Here is a 20780-nt window from a genome sequence, read left to right as displayed (position 1 = left end):
CGGGCAAGCGCCGGTCGTGAACCCGACCGCTTGCGTGTGGAACAAAGTTTGAACATATTGACTCGATGACCCGTGCCAGCCTCGCCTCCGCCACCAATCCGGCCATTGACGACGCGCATGCCCTGATGCGCGGGACGGCCCGTCTGCTTTACGATCTCGGGATTAATGCCATCCCCGAATTCACCCTGCCGTGCGGGCGCCGGGCGGACCTGGCAGGTCTCGGGCCGAAGGGCGAGATCGTCATCGTCGAGATCAAGTCGGGCATCGCTGATTTCCGCACGGACCAGAAATGGCCGGATTATTTCGACTGGTGCGACCGCTTCTTCTTCGCGGTCTCCGACCGGTTTCCCGCTGCCGTCCTGCCCGAACAGACCGGGCTTATCGTCGCGGATGCTTTCGGTGCGGGGATCGTGCGCGAGAGCCCGGTGGACAAGCTCGCTCCGGCCCGGCGCAAGGCCCTGACCCTGCGCTTCGCCCGGCATGCGGCGGAAAGACTGCTGAGGGTGTAAACGCGAAACCGGTTCCCACTTTCGCTGACAACGCGCGGTTCTTGGTGGTCGCGTTGTCGAAGCGCGAAACCGGTTCCCACTTTCGCTGAAAACACTTCAGCGCGGCGCGCGCTTGGCCAGGATGCGCTGCAGCGTGCGGCGGTGCATGTTCAGGCGGCGGGCGGTCTCGGAGACGTTGTGATCGCACAGCTCGAAGACGCGCTGGATATGCTCCCAGCGTACCCGGTCCGCGCTCATCGGGTTGTCCGGCGGCGCCGGCTTGGCGTCAGGCGCAGCCAGCAGCGCCTTGGCGACATCGTCGGCATCGGCCGGCTTGGACAGGTAATCCACCGCGCCGGATTTCACGGCAGCGACCGCGGTCGCAATATTTCCGTAGCCGGTCAGCATGACCACCCGGCAGTCGGCGCGATGGCTGTGCAACGCCTTGACCACCTGCAGGCCGTCCCCGTCGCCGAGCCGCAGGTCGACAACCGCGAAGGCAGGCGGGTTCTTGCCGGCAATCTCGAGCGCTTCAGCGACGCTCGCCGCCTCGACGACCTCGAAACCGCGATGCGTCATCGCGCGGCCAAGCCGTGTGCGGAACGGCGTATCGTCGTCGAGAATGAGGAGGGATTTATCCTCGGGCAGGTTCAGCTCTGCATCGCTCATGGCTCGTATCCAGTCTCAAATCACTGATGGGCTATGACAGGGATATAGACTGCGTGCGCGCGGCCTCAAACCCCCCGCAGGCGGGTGGGTGAGATTGCAGACCTTAGGACAGCGTCCCGGGAATCTCTTCTTCCTCGGCCTCCTCCTCCGGGTCGGCGGGGGCGGCCAGCGCCTCGCGTGGCCAGGTCAGCAGGACGCGGGCCCCGCCGCGGGCGGTACTGTTTGAAAAGTCGACATGTCCGCCCAGGCGCTCGGTCAGGGTGATCGCGATGAAAACGCCGAGCCCCATGCCGCCGCTGCCCTCGCGCCCGCGCCGGGTGGTGACGTAGGGCTCGCCCAGCTTGGCCAGGATGTCGGGCGGGAAGCCCGGTCCGTCATCCTCGATCTCGACCATGATGCGCTCGGGGTCCCAGCGCCCGGTGATGTCGACGCGGGTGTGGGCGTAGTCCACAGCGTTTTCCACGAAATTGCCGACCGCGTAGAGCATCTCCGCGCTGCGCCGGATCAGCGGCGGGTCCAGGCGGTCTTCCAGCGCATTGAGGTGGATGCCGATCTGGGCGCCGAGACCGCGCAGCGGGGCCGCCGCCTCCTCCAGCGCATCGCCCAGTGCCAGCCGGTCGTGCATCCTGTCGCTGGCTTCCTGGGTCTGGGACAGGCGTTTGAGGATGTCGCGGCAGCGCTCGGCCTGGCTGACCAGCAGCGCGGCGTCCTCGCGCACGCTATCGCTTTCGGCAAAGCGCAGCATCTCCTTGGCGGTCACCTGGATCGTCCCGAGCGGCGTGCCCAGCTCGTGCGCGGCCGCGGCCGACAGCGCGCCGAGCGCGGACAGGCGCTGCTCGCGCGCCAGGACAGTCTGGGTCGCCGCCAGAGCCGTGCCCATGCGCTTGGCTTCGCGGCCCACCCGCCAGGCATAGACGGCCGTGAACGCGATCGTGATCGCCATGGCGAACCAGATCGCGGCCTGGTAGATCGACGGCAAGGTGACCGGGAAGGCGCCCTGCCAGGGCAGGGGCAGGTGCCACAGGCTGATCGCGATGGAGCCGGCGACCGCCATCCCAGCCAGGGGAATCCACAGCCGCGGCGGCAGCGACGCCACCGAGATCACAAGCGGGGCGATCATGATGATCGCGAACGGGTTGGTCAGCCCGCCGGTGAGCGCGAGCAGAACCATGAGCTGGATCAGGTCATAGCCGAGCTGGGCTGCCGCTTCCCAGTCCTTGGCAAAGCGCTGGGTCGGCTGGGTGACGGCGAGCGAGACGTTGAGCACAGCGCTGGCCGCGATCACGCCCAGACAGGCTGCGAGCGGCAGGTCGAACCCCATGACCAGATTGACGCCGAGCACGGTGGCGGTCTGACCGGCCACCGCCAGCCATCGCAGCATGATCAGTGTGCGCAGGCGCACGCGGCCGAACATCGGCGACAGGGACATCTCGCTGGCCACGGCGTGCCATTCAGGATCGTTCATCGGATGTCGCTCGCCTGCGGGGGTCGGGGCCGGAACTGCCGGCTGGAAAGACTGTGCCAGCCCAGAGAGAAGCAGAGTCCGGGTCAAGGCGAAAGGGACCGAACGCCGCACCGGACGATCCGGGGTGTGGACATGGCAGGTGTTGCGCTGCAGCATGCGCCTCGACCCCGCGACCTTCCTGCATCTCGCCGGTCGCGCCAACATCGTGTATAGGGGGCGTCCTTGATGTGGGGCGGCCTTGTGTGCAGCCGCACACGCCCCGAGATCGCCCGGCGTCTCGCCAGGATCGCGCCAATAGCCGGCGCGCCGGCTATTGGCCGGCCACAGTGAGGAAAGTCTATGCAGAACCGTCCTGTCTGGCTCCTGCCGGTGCTGGCGACCCTTCTGGCCCTCGTGGCCGTGTTTGCTCTGCTGGTCGTACGCGGCGCGGGGGGAGACGGTCGGAGCCTGCCGGCCACGCGCACCTCGGGCGAGGCCCAGGTGGGCGGGGACTTCACCCTGGTCGACGAGACCGGGGCGACCGTCACGAACGCCGATTTCGAAGGCCAGGCGATGCTGATCTATTTCGGCTTCACCTACTGCCCGGACATCTGTCCGTTCAGCCTGCAGATCCTCGCCGACGCGCTGTCGCGGCTGAACGAAGAGCAGCGCGCGCAATTCCAGCCGCTCCTGATCACCGTCGACCCCGAGCGGGACACGCCCGAAGTGCTCGCCGAATATGTCGACTCGCCGGCCTTCCCGGACCGGCTGAAAGGCCTGACCGGAACGCCCGAGCAGGTCAGCCAGGCCGCCCGCGCCTACCGCGTGTACTATGCGCGTGCCGAAGATCCCCAGACGACCGGGGGATACACCATGGACCATACGAGCCTCATCTATCTGATGGACAGAGAGGGCAGGTTCGTCGACGTCTTTCCCCATACGGCCGATCCGGAAACCATCGCCTCGCGGCTGCGCCAGTTTCTCGCCAATGACGCGCGTGCGTCCTGATCGTCCTTGACCCGAGCCTGCGCCGTGTGCGCGCAGGTCAGGAGACCTGACCCATGCTCTACTCTTTTCTGGAAATGAGCCGTGCGGCGATGATGCCCTGGCGCGCCGCCGCCAACGCGACCCGCGAGGCATTGCGCGACCCGCACAATCCGGTGGCCGATACGCTGGCCGGCCGGGCCATGGCCGCGTCCGCCGACGTGTTCGAGAGCCTGACGCGCCAGTACGGCAAGCCGGACTGGGGGTTCGACTGCACCCGCGTGAACGGGCTGGACGTGCCGGTCGAGATCGAGACCGTCTGGTCGAAACCCTTCTGCTCCCTGGTCCATTTCAAGCGCGACCGGGAAGCGCTCGCCAAGGTGCGCGGTGTGGCGCCGGAGGCCATTGACGATCCGGTCGTGCTGATCGTCGCGCCGATGTCGGGCCACCACGCGACCCTCCTGCGCGGCACTGTGCAGACCTTCCTGCCCGATGCCGACCTCTACATCACCGACTGGGCCGATGCGCGCATGGTGGCGGTGGACGAGGGCGCGTTCGATCTGGACGATTTCGTCGACTATGTGCGCGCCATGATCACCGAGGTGGGACCGGGCGCCAATGTCGTGGCCGTGTGTCAGCCCGGGCCTGCCACCCTGGCAGCCGTCGCGCTGATGGCCGAGGACGAGGATCCGGCCCGCCCGGCGACGATGACTTTCATGGGCTCGCCCATCGACACGCGCAAATCGCCTACCGTGCCCAACAAGCTGGCCGAGGAGCGGCCTTATTCCTGGTTCCGCGACCAGCTGATCCACACCGTCCCGGCCGGCTATCCCGGCGCCCTGCGGCGCGTGTATCCCGGCTTCCTGCAGCTGACCGGCTTCATCAACATGAATCTGGACCGCCACGTCGATGCGCACTGGCAGTATTTCAACGAGCTCGTCGCCGGGGACGGGGACAGTGCGGACAATCACCGCGCCTTCTACGACGAATACCTGTCGGTGATGGATCTGACCGAGGAATTCTATCTGCAGACCATCTGCGACGTGTTCCAGGAGCAGAAGCTGGCGCGGGGAAACATGACCGTGCGCGGGCGCCCGGTGCGCCCGGATGCGATCCGCGATGTCGCCCTTCTGACCGTGGAAGGCGAGAATGACGATATCTCCGGCATCGGCCAGACCCAGGCGGCTCACACGCTGTGCACGGGGCTGAGCGACAGCCTGCGCGAGGATTACGTGCAGCCGGGCGTCGGCCATTACGGCGTGTTCAACGGCTCGCGCTTCGCGGACGAGATCGCGCCGCGCATGCGCGCCTTCATGGCGCGCCACGCTCGCAAATAGACCACCCAGGCCGGCTTGTCCGGCCCGGACTCTTCCGGCCTACTCTTCGTTTTCGCCCTCGTGCCGGACGGTGACGTTGAGCATGGCGGGATCGAAACGGCCCTCTTCGGAGGCCTCGATGATCCTGCCGATGGAGACCGGCTCTTCGGGATCGGCGCTGATGACCACCGTTCCGCCTTCCTGGAGGAACAGGGTCAGCGCCTGTGAGACCGAACCGACAAGCGGGCGGGGAATTTCAGGCGGCGCCATCATGACCCCCATTCCCAGCATGCCGATCATCTGGCTGCGCACGGTGGCCGGATCGACATTCTGGCGCGTCGCAGCGGCGTCCAGGGCCCGGTCCAGCAGCGAGCGGTCCTCGATCGCGATGCGCATCCGGTTCAGCATCAAGGGCTCATAGGCGGCCTTCAGCGCCGGATCCATCTGGGCCGGGCTGAGCGCGTCGGGCGTCTTGGCGCCTTCGGTCTGGTCGAACATGTCGGCCATGGCCGCGCCATAGCGCTCCATGTAGGCCTCGATCCCGGAGAAATCCTGATCGAAGCGGATCTCGAACCCGTCTTCCAGGCGCAGATAATTCTCGCCGCGCGTATACATACGGTCGGCTTCGGCGTCGTAGACGCTCTCCCCGCGCATGGAAAAGTCGAACGCCTCATAGCCCAGCATCTCCAACGCGCCGGCCACCTGATCGCCGGCCTGGGTGCCCTCGCGCGCCGCGACGCGCAGAAGCGGCATCTCCGAGACCTGGACAAGCTCGCCGCCGCGTTCGCGAGAGGTGCCGGTCAGCTCTTCCATGGTCACCACGACCCCATCGGCATCCACGTTCAGCCCGCGCAGCGCGACGCTGGAATACAGGTTGACCGGCAGCAGCATGTCGCTCATCGGCTCCATGCCGCTCTCGCCGCCCTCGAACAGGGCCTGGACGAGGCCAGCCTTCAGGCCCTCGGCGCGTACCTCGTCGAGCGAAAAGCGCACCGGCTGCGTGGCGTCCTGCGAAAACGCCGCGAAATCGTCCATGACGAAAGAGGACAGGGTCTCGCCGTCGAACGAGTCCATGGCCAGGGCGCCGAGCCGGAGCTGAAGCGGGGTCTCGTCCTCGACGGTCGTCATCGAGACGGAGTCCACGCCGAGACCGTCAAAGCTGTACTCGGCGATGTCCTGGAAGGGCGCGGTATAGTCTTCGGCATCCGCGCGTCCGCTGATCACGTCGCCGATCAGCGCGGCGAGGCCGGGGCCGGGCGCATCGATATAGACCCGCGCGATCTGAACCTGATCCGGGCCCTCCGCGTCACCGGCAATCCCGGTGGCATTCAGCCGGTCGAAGGCGACATGGCCGGCCTCGGTCACGCGTGGGGCGGCGATGACCAGCTCCTCGATCGTGAAGCCGCGTTCCTCGGCATCGGCCGGCGCGTAAGTCAGATTGGTGAAGGTATAGACCCCGTCCTCGAAGCTCTGCTCCTCCCAGCTCAGCGCCTCGTTGGCGACCAGGTTCAGGGCCGCCAGCCCGTCTTCGGCCTGGCTGAGCGTGACTTCGGTCGGTGCACTCTCGCGTCCCGGCGTCCCGGTGTCGCCGGAGCCGCAGGCGGTCAGACCCAGCGCGAGTGCCAGCACGCTCGCCGAGCCAAGAGCGGATACCTTCATCATGTCGTGTCCTCTTGCTTGAGCTATGCGCACAACGCAGCCGCGCGCCGTTGCGCTCCAGACTAGCGGCAAATCGGGCGGAAATGCGAGCCTTTGGCGAGCCGCAGCGCACGAACGCGCCGCACGCCGGGGCCTGACCGGCCGCTACTCGCCCGAGCCGAGGCGCTGGAGCAGCGCGCCGATGGCATCGTTGCCGGCGGCCGGCGAGACGGACGCATCGGCGTCAGGCCCGGCCTCGGCAGGACCAGGCTCCGCGCGGGCGCCAACCATCGTCGTCGACGGCGCGCCGACCGCCGGAGCATTGGTCACGAAGCGCGCGAAGATCCGGGCCGGCCCCGCACCGCCGACCGCATGGTCGGTGGGCGAGCCATCGTCATTGCCCGTCCAGACCGCGGTCAGGAGCCCGTCCGACCAGCCCACGAACCAGGCATCGCGATTGTCGTTGGTGGTGCCTGTCTTGCCGCGCACAATGCGTCCGGGGACGGCCGCGTTGCGGCTGGTCCCGCGCGCGACCGAGGCGGCGAACAGACGGTCCATGTCGCTGCGCACGCGGGCGGCGAGGACCAGTTCCGGCGCCGGGGTCTCGCGTTCGAACACGGTCTCGCCCGCCGCTGTCTCGATCCGCGTGATGGCATGGGGGTCGACGCGCAAGCCGCCATTCATGAAGGGTGCGTAGGCGCCGGCGAGCTCGAGCGGCGTGACCTCGTAGGCCCCCAGCGCAACCGCGCGCGTATTTTCCATGGGGCTCTCGATCCCCATGCGCTGGGCGGTACGCAGCACCCAGCCGCGGCCGGTCGCTTCGGACAGCTGGACGGCAATGGCGTTCGACGAGGTGGCGAAGGCCTCTTCCAGCGTCATCCGGCCCTCATAGCGGCCATTATAGTTTTCCGGCGACCAGGTGCCGTAGCTGACCGGCGCGTCGTCGAACACATCGTCGGGCGAAAAGCCGCCCTCGAAAGCGGCAGCATAGACGAAAGGTTTGAAAGCCGAGCCGGGCTGGCGCCGTGCGTTGATGGCGCGGTTGAAGGGTGAGCGCGTATAATCGGTGCCGCCGACAAGAGCGCGCACCCCGCCCGCGCCATCGAGCGCGATCAGCGCTCCGGTCTGCGCGCCGCGGGCGATCTCCGGGTCGGCCAGACCCTGTGTCAGGGCGAGTTCGGCGGCGCGCTGCGCATCGACATCGAGCGTGGTGTAGACGACCAGGTCGGTGTCGCGCACCGAAGTCTGCTCACGCACCTGGCCGACGACCCAGTCGGCGAACCAGCCCGCACCCGGGCTGGACAGTCCGCGCGAGACGCGGATCGGCACTTCGGCGGCGGCCACGCGTTCGGCCTCGTTGATGGCGCCGGTATCGTGCATGAGGTCCAGGACCACGGTGGCGCGCACGGCCGCGCGGCGGGCATCGCTGGCCGGCGAGTAGCGTGAGGGCGCCTTGAGCAGCCCGGCCAGAAGCGCGGCCTCGCCCCAGCTCAGATCGTGCACTGACTGGCTGAAATAGCGCTGGGAGGCCGCGTCCGCCCCCCAGGCCCCGGCGCCGAAATAGACCCGGTTCAGGTAGAGGGCGAGGATTTCATCTTTCGAATAGCGATGCTCCAGCATGAGGGCGAGCATCATCTCCTGCGCCTTGCGCCGGTAGGTGCGCTCCGGGCTCAGGAACAGGTTCTTGGCCAGCTGCTGGGTGATGGTCGACCCGCCCTGGACGACGCCGCCCGCGCGCATATTGGCCAGCGCGGCGCGGCCGGTGCCAATGAGGTCGATCCCAAAGTGCGAATAGAAGCGCCGGTCCTCCACTGCGAGCACGGCCGTGACCAGGCGCTCGGGCAGGTGGTCGGCGGTGATGGCCACGCCAACGCCGCCGCCGCGCCGCGTGATGACCCGGCCTTCGCGATCAAGAAGCGTAATGGCGCCGGTCCGCTCGGCGGGGGCGAGCTGTGTCGTGTCGGGCAGGTCGCGCGCCAGCCAGATCACCAGCCAGCCGGCCGCCAGCGCGCCGACGACGGCAAGGCTGAGCGCGCCGCGAAGCAGCAGCGTCCAGCGGGATCGTCTGGAAGGCGGGGCGGGTTTGCGGCGGGCCATGGGCGGTCTTGCGTCTTTCCAGATCGGGGCGTCACGCCTGCAGCGTGCGCGCTCGCTCACGAAACACGATCGGGCGTTAAGGCCGCGTGAACCCTGTTGGCGCGCGGCGCGCATTTTCTGCGCTTGCTCCATGGCCAAACACGGACAACACTGGGGCCAATTGAAGGGGGGCTGTCATGCTCGCAGAGATCGCCGACCGCCGTACGCGCACGGGTCTGTTCATCGCCATGCTGGCTGCGGCCGGCGCGCTCACGGCCTGTGTCAACCTGCCCGAAGGCGACACGGTCTGCCCCGATCAGGGTCCCAATTCGGATAGCTGGCCCTATTGCGGCCAGGCGGATCCGGGCGGGCCGGGGCCGGTCGACGACCCGATCGACCCCAGCGGGCCCTATTGAGGCCAGGCTGAACGCCGGATGAGCGCGCCGCTCAGCGCGCGCTCAGACTGGACCGGTCAGGGTGGCCATCGCGTGCAACAAGCGTGGGGAGCCCGTCATGTCCGCCGTGCCCGATGAAATCATGATCGCCGCCATCGCCCTGGTGGCCAGCCTGTCGCTTGCCATCCCGGTGCGCCTGGTCGGTCTGCGTGAAACGGTCTCGGCCATGGGGGCCATGCTGGCGGCGCTCAACCGCCGCAAATTCACCCTGCTCCTGCTCGGCGTGATCGGGGCGCTGGCCGGGCTCTGGCGCTTCGACCAGGTGCGCGCCCTGTTCTTTGGCTGGTTCTTCTAGGGGGCTTCGGGTGCCGGCGGGGCCTTGGCAGCCTCTTCGCGTTCGAGGAAATCGAAGCCGATTCCGCCGCCCCCGCCGTATTCGCCGTGCTCGTAGCGGCGCGACTGGTCATCGAACCAGTCGACCAGGTGCTGGACCAGATGGGCGAAGAAGGCCTGCATCACAGCGTCATTGCGCGGTGTCTCGAAGCTGTATGTCTTCCCGCCGTCGATATGGATGTCCATCACGGTGCCGTTGGCGGCGGCAATCAGCACGACGCGCATCCAGTCGCCATTCCGGCTAACGCGTACGCCCAGGCCGAACCGGATCGGGGCGAGGGGCAGGAAATGCTGGCCGGACACCGAGAAGGCGCCCGACTGGTGATCCTGCGGCGTCCATGCGCCTTCGGGCGGGACCAGATAGCAGCAGCGGGCCTCGGGCCTGCCGCCGAGATACTGGCAGAAGCCGTTGCTGATCGCCTCGGCCAGCGAGCGCACGCGCGAATAATTCTCCAGGCTCAGCGTCCCGTAGCGCTCGGCCGCATCCGCCAGCGTGTCGAACGGGGACGCCGTCTTCGGGTCAGTGTCGCTCAATTGTCATTCCTCTCCGTTATGGCCTCAGACTAGAGAACGCGCGCGCTCAAAGGGAGGGTATTATCATGCGAAAGATCACGGCATGGACCGCGATCGCGGTGACAGGAATGACGATGGGGATCGCGACGGGAATGACGGCAGCGCAGGCGCCCGGGGCCGGATGGGCCACGCTGGACGGGACGCCGCCCCTGGTGATTGCCCACCGCGGCGCGAGCGGGCTGCGTCCCGAACACACGCTGGCCGCCTACGAGGTGGCGCTGGAGCAGGGCGCCGACATCATCGAGCCGGACCTGCAGATGTCGCGCGACGGCGTGCTGATCGTGCGGCACGACCCCTATCTGTCGAGCTCGACCGATGTCGCCGACCGGCCCGAATTTGCCGATCGCCGCGCCGAGCGCTTCGGGCGGGAGGACTGGTGGGTGGCCGACTTCACGGCCGCCGAGCTTCAGAGCCTGTTCGCGCGTCAGACCATGGAGGATCGCAGCGACGCGCATGACGACCGGCATCGCGTGCTGAGCTTCGAGGCTCTTCTCGATTTCGTCGAGGCGCGCCAGGCCGAGTGCGGCTGCCGCGTCGCGATCGAGCCCGAGGTCAAGCTGCCCGCGCAATACGCCGCGCTCGGCCTCGATCCGCTGCCGGCCCTCATCGCGGCGCTGGACGCGCGCGGTCTGAACGCGGCCGATGCCCCCGTCATCGTCCAGTCCTTCGACCCGGAATTTCTCCGGCGCCTCGACGCGGTCAGCGATGTGCGCCTCGCCATGCTCTATAGCGGACCGGAGGAGGCGGACGCGAATGCGGGCGGGCTGACGCTCGAAGAGATCGCCGCCTTCGCCGACGGCGTCGGCCCGTACAAGGCCAATCTCATGACCCCTGACGGCGACTCCACCGGCTATGTCGAGGCGGCTCATGCCGCCGGCCTCGTTGTCCACACCTGGACGGTGCGCGACGACCGCGCGCCGCTCGTTGGCGAAACCGTCGAGGACGAGCTGCGCGCGCTCTACGCGCTCGGCGTCGACGGCGTCTTCACCGACTTCCCCGCCACCGCAGTACGGGTCCGCGCACAGATGAGCGAATAGCGATCGCGCGGGGGAGGCTTTCCCACCTCCCTCGTCCTTCCTGACTTTCGCCGGGTAGGAGGCACTGCGAGTGCCGTCCGATGGGTCAAATGCTCTGAAATCCCGGGCGAAGCGCAGACCCAGGAGCCCGTGGACAGAAAGAACCAGAGCCTACCGCTCCTCATCCTCGTCCACGATGGGGCCTTCGTCATCGATCAGGATGCGTTCTGCGGCACCGTCGAGATCCTCGTACTGGCCCGAGCGCACGCTCCAGAAGAAGGCGGCCAGTCCGGCTACGCCGAGGCCAAGCGCAATTGGTATGAGCCAGAGCAGGGCCGTCATTTGCGCATCAGCCTCATCGCGTTGGCGGTGACCAGGAGCGAGCTGGCCGACATGGCGATCGCGGCGACCAGCGGCGTGACGAAGCCGAACACGGCCAGCGGCACGGCGATGCAGTTATAGATCACGGCGAGACCGAAATTCTCGAACACGCGCATCCGGGCGGCTCGGGCCACATCGATCGCGACGGGGATCGCCGACAGCCGGTCGCCCTGGATCACCAGATCGGCCGCCGAACGCGAGATTTCCGCCGCCGATCCCATCGACATGGAGACATGGGCGGCGGCCAGCGCCGGCGCGTCGTTCAGCCCGTCGCCGACCATGAGCGGGTTTTCGCCGGCCAGCGCCTCGATGCGGGCGATCTTCTCGGTCGGCTTCAGCTCGGCCGAATAGGTGTCGATCTTCAGGTCGCGCGCCACCGCGGCGACGGGACCCTCGCGGTCCCCGGACAGAAGCTCGCTCGTCAGACCGCGCGCGCGCAGGCCCTGCACTGCCTCGGCGGCATCCGGCCTCAGCGCATCGGAGAAGACGAAGCGCACCGGGGCCGCGTCGCCGCGCTGGAACCAGGCTTCCATGGCATGGGCCTGGGGACCGGAGGAGTCTGAGTCCACGCCGAGCCAGCCGGCCGAGCCGAAGCGCAGGCGCTCGCCCTCATAGTTGCCCTGCAGCCCGCCTCCGGCCACCTCTTCGATATCGCTCGCCGTATCACCCATGCCGGCGGCGTCGGCCACGGCGCGCGAGAGCGGGTGGTGGGAGCTGCGCGCCAGCTTGGCCGCGAGCTCGATGGTTTCCGGCCTCAGCGCATGGGGGTTGAGCAGTTTGGGCTTGCCGAGCGTCAGCGTGCCGGTCTTGTCGAACAGTACCCGGCCCGTCGTCGCCAGCCGCTCCAGCGCGTCGCCGGACTTGACCAGCACGCCTTCGCGGTAGAGCCGCCCGCAGGCCACGACCTGAACCGCGGGAACCGCCAGCGCCAGCGCGCACGGGCAGGTGATGATCAGTACCGCGATGGCGTTCAGGATGCCCGCATGCACGCTGCCGCCGATCACGACCCAGCCGATCAGGGTCAGGGCGGCCAGCGAGTGGACCATCGGCACATAGAGCCGCGCGGCCCGGTCGGCCCAGCGCACATAGGTGGACCGGCTCTGCTCGCCGGCTTCGACCAGGCGCGCGATCTCGGCCAGCAGGGAATCCTCGCGCGCTGCCGTCGCCGTGATGGTCAGCGTGCCCGACAGCGAGACCATGCCCGAATACACGTTGTCGCCCGGTTCCAGGTGCAACGGGCGCGTCTCCCCGGTCACCAGCGAGGCGTCGATCTCGCCGCGTCCCTCCACGATCTCGCCGTCGACCGGCATGCGGTCTCCCGCCGCCACGACCAGCCGGTCGCCGGGGACTACCTCGCGCGCCGGGATCGCCTTGACCTTGCCGTCCGCGTCGATGCGGTGCGCCACGCTCGCCTGCAGCGCCGCCAGCTGGCGCGCCGCCTGACCGGCTTTCGCGCGCAGGCGCGAATCCAGATAGCGCCCGATCAGGAGGAAGAAGAGCAGCATGACCGCGGCGTCGAAATACGTGTCGCCGTGACCGATGAAGAGCTCGTAGAGCGACAGGCCGAGCGCCAGGATCACCGCCAGCGAGATAGGCACGTCCATGTTGACGCTGCGCGCCTTCAGCGCCCGGAACGCGCTTTCAAAGAAGGGCCGTCCGGCAAAGGCGGCTGCCGGCAGGGCGATCACCGCGGAGATGTAATGCAGCAGGAGCAGGGTCCCGCTGTCCATCTCCCCCTCTCCGGCCCAGACCGAGACCGAGAGCAGCATGACATTGGCCGCTGCAAAGGCCGCCACCGCGAGCGCGCGCAAGAGGCGGCGCTCTTCGGATTTTCCCGGATCATCGCCGGTTTCCGGCTGGAAGGGGCTGGCCGCATAGCCCAGCGCCTTGACGGTCTTCACAATCGTGCGCGCTTCCTCGTCCGCGCCAGCAAATGTCACCGCCAGCCGTCCGGTCGACAGGTTCAGCCGCGCGCTTCGCACACTGTCCAGGCCGTTCAGCCCGTTTTCGATCTTGGCGATGCAGCCCGCGCAATGGGCGCCCTCTACCGCCAGGTCGAGCGCCTTGACCTCGCCGGTCTCGCGCACGAAGGCGGTCGGGTCGTCACTCCGAATATCGGCGGCGTCTAGCGGCGCCATAGCCTGTGCTCCATTTCGAACGGGCGCGCCCCGTCCACCTGCGCGGTCAGGATCCACACGCCCTCGGGCAGGTCGCGGGCCTCGGCCACATAGACGCCCGGCTCGCGTTCGTGAAAGGCCAGCGGCCGGTCGAGCGCGGTGTCGGCCGGGTGGCGCAGGCGCCCTTCCAGGAACACGCCGGAGACCGGCTCGCCGTCGGCCGACTCCAGGGCCACGAAGACCTGCTCGTCCTCCAGATTGACGGCCGCCTGCCAGCCGATCTCGGCCTGCATGCGGCGCGCCTCGATGACCTCGTTATACTCCAGCCCCTGCACGTAGGAGCGCGGCGTGTCCTCTCCGGAAAACGTGCGCAGGGCCAGGGTGATGAACAGCACGTTGACCGCAATCGTCACGCCGAAAAACCCGATCAGCGCAAACAGCACGTGATGGCCCTTGATCACGAAGCGCGGCGGCTCACGATCTACATAATTGTCGGTCGTCATCTATCGGCCTCCGGCCTGGAATACGGTCTGGGTTTCGGCCCGTTCCCCGCTCGCCGGGTCTTCGACCACGAAAGTCACCGGCTCGCTGGCGCTGTCGATCGCGCCGGGCGGCAGTGTTAGAAATACCCGGAAATCGCGCGTCTCGTCGGCATCCACCGTCAGCATCTCGCCGGTCTCCTGGCCCAGCACACGGACCTCGAACGCCGGGTCGCCCTCGACCGACAGGACAAAATCGCGCTCGGTCCCCGCCTTGTTCAGCACCTTGACCGTATAACCGTTTCGCACCGATCCGTCCGACAGCATCACATAGTTGGGGTTGCGGTCCCGGTCGGCATTCAGTTCCAGCTCGGTGCGGTTCAGCAGACCGGCCAGCATGATCGCGGCCACGATCAGCGCGGTGATCCCGTAATACAGCGTACGCACCCGGATGAAGCGGTAGCGTGGTGTCTCACCCTTCAGGCGCCGGTCGATATTGTCGTCGGTCTCGTAGGCGATCAGCCCGCGCGGACGCCCGACCTTGTCCATGATGTCGTTGCAAGCATCGATGCATAGCGCGCAGCCAATGCACTCCAGCTGCGGCCCGTTACGGATGTCGATGCCCATCGGGCAGGCCGCCACGCACGCCTTGCAGTCGATGCAGTCCCCGCGTCCCTCCCAGCTATCGCCGGCCTTGTGCGCGCCGCGCGGTTCGCCGCGATCCACGCGGTAGGCGACGTTCAGGGCCTCGCGGTCGGTCATCGCGGCCTGGATACGCGGCCACGGGCACATATAGGTACACACCTGCTCGCGCATTGTGCCGGCCAGCGTATAGGTGGTGAAGGTCAGCAGGGCGAAGAAGACGTAGGACGTCAGTTCCGCCTCGCCGGTGAGGAAATTCTCCACCAGGTCGAAAGCGTCGTGAAAATACAGAATCCAGGCCCCGCCCGTGGCGGCCGCGATGACCAGCCAGACCGCGTGCTTGGAGATTTTCTTGCGGGCCTTGTCAAAGCTCCACGGCGCCTTGTCGAGCTTCATGCGCTTGTTGCGGTCGCCCTCGAAAAAGCGCTCCACGGCGATGAACAGGTCGGTCCACACCGTTTGCGGGCAGGCATAGCCGCACCACACCCGGCCGAACAGCGCGGTCGCCAGGAAGAGCAAGAGCGCAGCCAGTATCAGGAGGCCGGTGATGTAATAGACTTCCTGCGGCCAGATCTCGATGAAGAAGAAGTAGAAGCGCGCATTGGCAAAATCGACCAGCACGGCCTGGTCCGGCGCGTTTGGACCCCGGTCCCAGCGCACGAAGGGCAGGACGTAATAGAGCCCCAACGCCAGCGCCATGAAGATCCATTTGAAACGCCGGAACGGACCTTTCACCAGCTTGGGATAGATCGGTTCGCGCTTCTGGTAGAGCTCGCGCGTGTCCTTGTCGTTGACCGCCTCGGCATCGCTGCGCGCGATGCCGGGGGCCATTTGCGGACGTCGGTCGATCAGATTCATGACGTGGGTCTCCGGCAATCTGCCGGAACGCGGGGTGGTGAGGGACCGGCTACTGGCCAGCCTCCCCGCCCGGATCGCGGTCCAGCAGAGCCGCTTCTGCAAACTCGTCCGGCTCGCCGCCGCCGAGAAGATAAACGTAAGCTGCCAGCGCCGTGATGGTGGGGTCGTTCAGACGCTCACCCCAGTTGGGCATGACGCCGAACGGGCCGCGCCAGATCGAATTGACGATCTGCTCACGCTCGCTGCCGTATAGCCAGTAGTTATCGACCAGGTTGGGCGCCCCGACCATGCGGTCTCCGGTCGCATCAACACCGTGACAGGCGGCGCACTGGAACTCGTAGATTTCGGCCCCGGTGGTTTCGCCCGCCTCGGTTGGCTCGATCAGGCCGGCCAGCGTCATGACATGGTCGGCCACGGCGTTGATTTCCTGACGCTCCAGCAGGCCGTCCGCGCCATAGGCGGGCATCTGGGAATAGCGCGCCTCGGGATGATCGGACCGGATGCCGACTTCCAGCGTGTGGCGGATCTCGTCGAAAGTGCCGCCCCACAGCCAGATATCGTCGTTCAGATTGGGATAGCCGATCGCGCCCTGGCCGCCATCGCCGTGACAGGTGGCACAATTATCGCCAAACGCCGAGCGTCCGGCCGCGAGGGCAAAGCGCAACAGCTCGGGATCGGCCTCGATGGCATCGATACCGCCCTGCGCCGCCGCCTCCTGCAGGCGCGCGAATTGCGGCTCGCGCGCGGTCTGCAGCTCGGCCAGCGCATTGTGCACATTCTCGCGCTCGGTGTGATCGCGCAGACCGGGCGTGTAGCCCTGCATGCCCGGCAAGGCAGGAATGGCCGGCATGAAGATCATGTAGATGACCGACCAGATGATGCTGGCGTAGAACACCCACAGCCACCAGCGCGGCAGCGGGTTGTTCAGCTCCTTGATGCCGTCCCATTCATGGCCCGTGGTCTCGACGCCGGTGTGGGCATCGATATCCTTCTTGTCGGTCTCAGCCATTGGTCTTGTCCTTGTCCTCGCCTGGCGCGCGCTCCTCGGCGGCGGCCGGCTTGTCGTCGTCTTCCAGCGGCACGCGGGCAGCCTCGTCGAACTTCTTCTGGTTCTTCGGCCAGAGCGCGTAGACGAGCACGCAAGCGAAGGTCACCACGAAGAAGAGAAGCCCCCAAGTCTGCGCAAAGCCTGCTAGCGCGTCATACATGGCCGCTACCTCAGATTCTCGTCGGCGGAGGCTTCATAGGTGGAGAAGTCCACCATCGTGCCCAGAATCTGGAGGTAGGCGATCAACGCATCCAGCTCGCTGACCATGTCCGGATTGCCGTCGAAATCACGCACCGGCGCGCCGGGATAGCGGGCCAGGAAATTGTCGTAGTCGGACGCGTACGGGTCGAGCTGGGTTTCGATGTCGTTCGCCGCATTGGCAATCATCTCGTCAGTATAGGGCACGCCGAGGCGCGCCAGCGCTCTCATCCGGCCTTCGACGACCTCGACCTCCAGCGGCGTGTTTTCCAGCTGGGCGTAGGGCGGCATGATGGACTGGGGCACAACCGAGCGCGGATCGCGCATGTGGTCGCGGTGCCATTCGTCCGAATACTTGCCGCCGACGCGGGCCAGGTCCGGCCCGGTCCGTTTCGAGCCCCACTGGAAGGGGCGATCATACATACTCTCGGCTGCCAGCGAGTAGTGGCCGTAGCGCTCCACCTCGTCGCGCAGCGGACGGATCATCTGGGAGTGGCAGTTGTAGCAGCCCTCGCGGATGTAGACGTCCCGGCCCATCAGGGCGAGCGGGGAATAGGGCCGCACGCCCTCGACTTCCTCGATCGTGGTGTCGAGGTAGAAGAGCGGGGCGATCTCCACCAGGCCGCCAATGGCGACCGTACCCAGAATGCCGACGGTCAGAACGATGGAGTTCTTTTCCAGGACCTTCTTGTGCCAGCCCCAGACGGGATTTTCGCGTTTCTTCGCCATGAGTCTTCCCCTTACTCGGCCGGCTGGATCTTGTGGGACTGGGGCTGAGCCACGTCCTCGGTGCTGCGCACATCACCCTTGATCGTCTTGTAGACGTTCCAGGCCATGAGCAGGGCGCCGGCCAGGTAGAGTACGCCGCCGAGCATGCGGATGATGTAGTAGGGCTGCATCGCCTCGACGGTTTCCACGAAGGAGTATTCCAGGAAGCCGAGCGAGTTGTAGGCACGCCACATCAGGCCTTGCATGATGCCGGACACCCACATCGAGGTGATGTAGAGAAGGATGCCCAGGGTCGCGACCCAGAAGTGCCACTCGATGAGGGCGCGCGAGTACATGCCCTTGCGCTTCCACAGCCACGGAATCATGCAGTAGAGCGCCCCGAAGCTGATGAAGCCGACCCAGCCCAGCGCGCCGGAGTGCACGTGGCCGATGGTCCAGTCGGTGTAGTGGCTTAGCGAGTTGACCGCGCGGATCGACATCACCGGGCCTTCGAAGGTCGACATGCCGTAGAAGGCGACCGAGATCACCAGCATGCGCACGACCGGATCGGTACGAAGTCGGTCCCACGCCCCGGACAGGGTCATCAGGCCGTTGATCATGCCGCCCCAGCTGGGCATCCACAGCATGATCGAAAAGGTCATGCCGAGCGTCTGCGCCCATTCGGGCAGGGCCGTGTAATGGAGGTGGTGCGGGCCGGCCCAGATATAGATGAAGATCAGCGACCAGAAGTGGATGATCGAGAGCCGGTAGGAATAGACCGGCCGATCCACCCGTTTCGGGATGAAGTAGTACATGATCGCCAGGAAGCCCGCGGTCAGGAAGAAGCCCACCGCGTTATGGCCGTACCACCACTGGGTCAGCGCGTCCTGCACGCCCGCGAAGGCGGAGTAGCTGCGCGAACCGAGCAGGCTGGCCGGCATGGCCAGATTGTTGATGACGTGCAGCATCGCGATGGTCACGATGAAGGCCAGGTAGAACCAGTTGGCCACGTAGATGTGGGGTTCCTTGCGCTTGGCCAGCGTCACCAGGAAGACCAGCAGGTAGACGACCCAGACCAGGGTCAGCCAGATATCGGCATACCATTCCGGCTCGGCATATTCCTTCGACTGGGTGATGCCCAGCAGATAGCCCGTCGCGGCGATCACGATGAAGAACTGATAGCCCCAGAAGACGAACCAGGCCCCGGCATCGGATGCGATGCGCGTGCGGCAGGTGCGCTGGACGACATAAAAGCTCGTCGCGATCAGCACGTTGCCGCCGAAGGCGAAGATCACGCCGGAGGTGTGCAGCGGCCGCAGGCGTCCGAAATTGAGCTGCGGAAGGGCGTCCCAGCTCAGGAGGGCCGGAAAGGCCAGCTGGGCGGCAATCACGACCCCGACCAGGATTCCCACCACGCCCCAGAACATCGAGGCAATGGCCCCGGCCTTCACGACGCTCTCATTGTATTCGGTGGGTTCGGTCTTCACCCCGCCTTCGCCGTAAATCCCGACGATTGCGAGCAGGCCGAACAGGAAGCCGGCGCCGATTAGCCAGGACTGCGTGCGCATCGCGGCGTCCGCCCCGTTGGCCGCCGCGAGAATGGACCAGACGAGTCCCAACAGGCACACGGCGGTCATCGCCATGGCGCTGGTATCGAAGCCGGACCGCTTGGGTTGAGCGAGTGCGCTCATAAGCCCCTCCGTACGAATATGAATTTCCCCACCCGTATTGCGGTTAAAAGACCTCAATGCAAGTAGGGCAATATGCCTCAGTTCGCGGCAGGTCAGCTCGGGTCTAGGAGTTCATCCCCTCAGGCGTTACGCAGGGGACCGGACGATCACGACACCTGGCCTGCCGACAGGCGGCGTGGGCGAAAGGGAGACCGGCGTGGATCACGCGGGACACAGCCTCCACTTTATGTTGTCCCAGTGCGGCGATGGCACTTTGGGGCTGGTCAGCGGATTTGTCGCAGGTGTCGCCTCCAGTGTCCACTGCCTGGCCATGTGCGGCGCGATTGCAACGGCGATTTCGATGCGGGGCGCACCCGCTGGATCGACCGGCGGTGCCGTGCTGGTTTCGCGTCTGAGTTTTCTCATGCAGGCCCAGATAGCCCGCATTGCGCTGTATACGGCGCTTGGCGCCGCAGCAGGCCTCGCCGGCGCCAGCCTGACATTCGACACGGCCGGCGGCCTGGCGGTCCTGCGCTGGCTGTCCGCGCTGGTGCTGGTTGTCATGGGCCTCTCGATTGCCGGATGGTCGCCGATGCCGGGCCTGGGCGCGCGTCTGGCCTCGCCGGTCCTGAAGCGCCTCCATTATCTGCACCGGGTCGGCGCAGTGGGCACCGGGCTCGCCTGGGGTCTGATGCCCTGTTCGATGGTGTGGCTGATGACCGGCTATGCCGGGCTTACCGGTAATCCTGGACAGGGCGCGCTGGTCATGGCCGGATTCGGTCTCGGCACGCTGCCCGCCCTGACGGCCGCGGCGACTGGCGCCGGCGCGCTCGCCAGCCTTGCGCGCCAACCCGGCCTGCGAATTGGCGCCGGCCTCCTCCTGATCGCCTTCGCCGTCGTCAGCCTGCTCTAGCCAGGCGCCGGTGTCGGGTCCTGATGCACCCCGAGGCTTTGGTGCCAATGAGTAACCCGTTGAGAGGCTGCAGCCAAAGCTGGCGGCTTCCGTGCCCTCGTCTTGGCCGCGCTGATCTGGAACAAAAAGCTCCCGCGTGCGGCAGTACTCATGTTAAGAGAAGCTGATGTTTGACGCATAGGGGTAGAAAATGGTGCTCACTCGACTGTTGGCCGGGCTTCTGGCGCTTGTCCTGACCGCGTGTGCGTCCACGTCCGGTGCGGCGCCCGGTGTCGATCCCGGGACACAGACCGAGGCGGCGACCGCTCAGCGAGTTGAATACCGGCTGGATACGGGCGATCAGCTTCGCATCATCGTGTTTGGCGAAGAAGAATTGTCAGGCGAGTTCGTCGTGGACAGTTCCGGCGGCGTCTCCCTGCCTCTGATCGGACAGGTCGACGCGGAAGGTCTGACGTTGCGCGAGTTTGAAGGCGCTGTGCGCCAAGCGCTGCAGGAAGGCTATCTCAACGACCCGCGCGTGAATGCCGAAGTGCTCAACTTCCGCCCCTACTATATTCTCGGCGAGGTTCAAGAGCCCGGCGAATACCCCTATAATTCCGGTCTCACGGTCATGAACGCCGTCGCCACCGCGGGAGGCTTCACCTACCGGGCAAACACCCGTGTGGTCTATATCAAACGCGCCGGGTCGACTCGCGAGCTGGAATTCACGCTGACGCCGGAAACGACTGTCAATCCGGGAGATACGGTCCGGGTCGCAGAGCGGTTCTTCTAAAC

21 protein-coding genes are annotated in these 20780 nt (G+C 66.7%); 8 read left to right on the top strand and 13 right to left on the bottom strand.

Going from position 1 to position 20780, the window contains the following annotated elements; translation table 11 throughout:
* Positions 1-65 precede the first annotated feature (65 nt).
* Positions 66-509, top strand: a complete 444-nt coding sequence (gene mmcB, locus PGP17_RS01555; protein WP_135944966.1) for a DNA repair putative endonuclease MmcB — start codon at positions 66-68, stop codon at positions 507-509.
* Between the two features lie 96 nt (positions 510-605).
* On the opposite strand, the gene PGP17_RS01550 is transcribed toward mmcB, so the two are convergent.
* Both PGP17_RS01550 and PGP17_RS01545 read right to left on the bottom strand, forming a co-directional pair.
* Entirely contained in the window at positions 606-1157 is a 552-nt protein-coding gene (locus tag PGP17_RS01550) for an ActR/PrrA/RegA family redox response regulator transcription factor (protein WP_270373914.1), read from the bottom strand.
* 103 nt (positions 1158-1260) lie between these two features.
* A complete protein-coding gene (locus PGP17_RS01545; protein WP_270373912.1) occupies positions 1261-2622 on the bottom strand; it encodes an ActS/PrrB/RegB family redox-sensitive histidine kinase in 1362 nt (453 codons plus the stop codon).
* Positions 2623-2961: 339 nt separating this feature from the next.
* On the opposite strand from PGP17_RS01545, the gene PGP17_RS01540 reads away from it, so the two are divergent.
* Positions 2962-3609, top strand: coding sequence for an SCO family protein (locus PGP17_RS01540; RefSeq protein ID WP_135944963.1), 648 nt, complete (start codon positions 2962-2964; stop codon positions 3607-3609).
* Between the two features lie 53 nt (positions 3610-3662).
* Entirely contained in the window at positions 3663-4922 is a 1260-nt protein-coding gene (locus PGP17_RS01535; protein WP_270373910.1) for a polyhydroxyalkanoate depolymerase, read from the top strand.
* Positions 4923-4961: 39 nt separating this feature from the next.
* On the opposite strand, the gene PGP17_RS01530 is transcribed toward PGP17_RS01535, so the two are convergent.
* Together PGP17_RS01530 and PGP17_RS01525 are read right to left on the bottom strand one after the other, a co-directional pair.
* On the bottom strand, positions 4962-6563 hold the full coding sequence (locus PGP17_RS01530; protein ID WP_270373908.1) for a hypothetical protein: 1602 nt from the start codon (positions 6561-6563) through the stop codon (positions 4962-4964).
* Positions 6564-6704: 141 nt separating this feature from the next.
* Entirely contained in the window at positions 6705-8636 is a 1932-nt protein-coding gene (locus PGP17_RS01525) for a transglycosylase domain-containing protein (RefSeq protein WP_270373906.1), read from the bottom strand.
* 176 nt (positions 8637-8812) lie between these two features.
* On the opposite strand from PGP17_RS01525, the gene PGP17_RS01520 reads away from it, so the two are divergent.
* Together PGP17_RS01520 and PGP17_RS01515 are read left to right on the top strand one after the other, a co-directional pair.
* Positions 8813-9031 carry a hypothetical protein gene (locus PGP17_RS01520; protein ID WP_135944959.1) on the top strand — a complete coding sequence of 73 codons (219 nt, stop codon included), beginning with the start codon at positions 8813-8815 and terminating at the stop codon, positions 9029-9031.
* Between the two features lie 97 nt (positions 9032-9128).
* Positions 9129-9365 carry a hypothetical protein gene (locus PGP17_RS01515; RefSeq protein ID WP_270373905.1) on the top strand — a complete coding sequence of 79 codons (237 nt, stop codon included), beginning with the start codon at positions 9129-9131 and terminating at the stop codon, positions 9363-9365.
* Here the strand turns inward: PGP17_RS01515 and PGP17_RS01510 are convergent.
* Complete coding sequence (locus PGP17_RS01510; protein ID WP_270373904.1) at positions 9362-9937, bottom strand: hypothetical protein; 576 nt, start codon at positions 9935-9937, stop codon at positions 9362-9364. The two genes, PGP17_RS01515 and PGP17_RS01510, sit on opposite strands and share 4 nt — an antisense overlap.
* Before the next feature lie 65 nt (positions 9938-10002).
* Here PGP17_RS01510 and PGP17_RS01505 point away from each other — a divergent pair, with 65 nt between their 5' ends.
* Entirely contained in the window at positions 10003-11013 is a 1011-nt protein-coding gene (locus PGP17_RS01505; protein WP_270373903.1) for a glycerophosphodiester phosphodiesterase family protein, read from the top strand.
* A gap of 150 nt (positions 11014-11163) precedes the next feature.
* Here the strand turns inward: PGP17_RS01505 and ccoS are convergent, their stop codons facing one another.
* Genes ccoS through ccoN form a run of 8 tightly spaced genes read right to left on the bottom strand, consistent with a single transcriptional unit; the run spans position 11164 to position 19114 of the window.
* Positions 11164-11334 carry a cbb3-type cytochrome oxidase assembly protein CcoS gene (ccoS, locus tag PGP17_RS01500; RefSeq protein ID WP_270373902.1) on the bottom strand — a complete coding sequence of 57 codons (171 nt, stop codon included), beginning with the start codon at positions 11332-11334 and terminating at the stop codon, positions 11164-11166.
* Positions 11331-13511 carry a heavy metal translocating P-type ATPase gene (locus PGP17_RS01495; RefSeq protein ID WP_270373901.1) on the bottom strand — a complete coding sequence of 727 codons (2181 nt, stop codon included), beginning with the start codon at positions 13509-13511 and terminating at the stop codon, positions 11331-11333. Before PGP17_RS01495 ends, ccoS begins: the two co-directional genes overlap by 4 nt.
* Positions 13499-13993 (bottom strand): FixH family protein, encoded by a 495-nt coding sequence (locus PGP17_RS01490; protein WP_270373900.1) that lies wholly within the window; start codon positions 13991-13993, stop codon positions 13499-13501. Before PGP17_RS01490 ends, PGP17_RS01495 begins: the two co-directional genes overlap by 13 nt.
* Positions 13994-15469: a cytochrome c oxidase accessory protein CcoG gene (gene ccoG, locus PGP17_RS01485; RefSeq protein WP_270373899.1), complete on the bottom strand. Its 1476-nt coding sequence runs from the start codon at positions 15467-15469 to the stop codon at positions 13994-13996. It lies immediately after the preceding gene.
* Between the two features lie 49 nt (positions 15470-15518).
* Complete coding sequence (ccoP, locus tag PGP17_RS01480) at positions 15519-16478, bottom strand: cytochrome-c oxidase, cbb3-type subunit III (RefSeq protein WP_270373898.1); 960 nt, start codon at positions 16476-16478, stop codon at positions 15519-15521.
* Positions 16471-16677, bottom strand: a complete 207-nt coding sequence (locus PGP17_RS01475; protein ID WP_270373897.1) for a cbb3-type cytochrome c oxidase subunit 3 — start codon at positions 16675-16677, stop codon at positions 16471-16473. Before PGP17_RS01475 ends, ccoP begins: the two co-directional genes overlap by 8 nt.
* Positions 16678-16682: 5 nt before the next feature.
* Complete coding sequence (gene ccoO, locus PGP17_RS01470) at positions 16683-17444, bottom strand: cytochrome-c oxidase, cbb3-type subunit II (protein ID WP_270373896.1); 762 nt, start codon at positions 17442-17444, stop codon at positions 16683-16685.
* 11 nt (positions 17445-17455) lie between these two features.
* On the bottom strand, positions 17456-19114 hold the full coding sequence (gene ccoN / locus PGP17_RS01465) for a cytochrome-c oxidase, cbb3-type subunit I (RefSeq protein ID WP_270373895.1): 1659 nt from the start codon (positions 19112-19114) through the stop codon (positions 17456-17458).
* Between the two features lie 226 nt (positions 19115-19340).
* Here ccoN and PGP17_RS01460 point away from each other — a divergent pair, with 226 nt between their 5' ends.
* On the top strand, positions 19341-20006 hold the full coding sequence (locus PGP17_RS01460) for a sulfite exporter TauE/SafE family protein (RefSeq protein ID WP_270373893.1): 666 nt from the start codon (positions 19341-19343) through the stop codon (positions 20004-20006).
* A 190-nt stretch (positions 20007-20196) separates the two neighbouring features.
* The gene (locus tag PGP17_RS01455; protein WP_270373892.1) at positions 20197-20778 is read left to right on the top strand and encodes a polysaccharide biosynthesis/export family protein; all 582 of its coding nucleotides are present in this window, start codon (positions 20197-20199) and stop codon (positions 20776-20778) included.
* Positions 20779-20780 lie beyond the last annotated feature (2 nt).

This window comes from Marinicauda sp. Alg238-R41 (assembly GCF_947331485.1).
Classification (GTDB): Bacteria; Pseudomonadota; Alphaproteobacteria; order Caulobacterales; family Maricaulaceae; genus Marinicauda; species Marinicauda pacifica.
The sequence above is the reverse complement of the archived record's forward strand: the minus strand, read 5'-3'. Positions and strand labels throughout refer to the sequence as shown.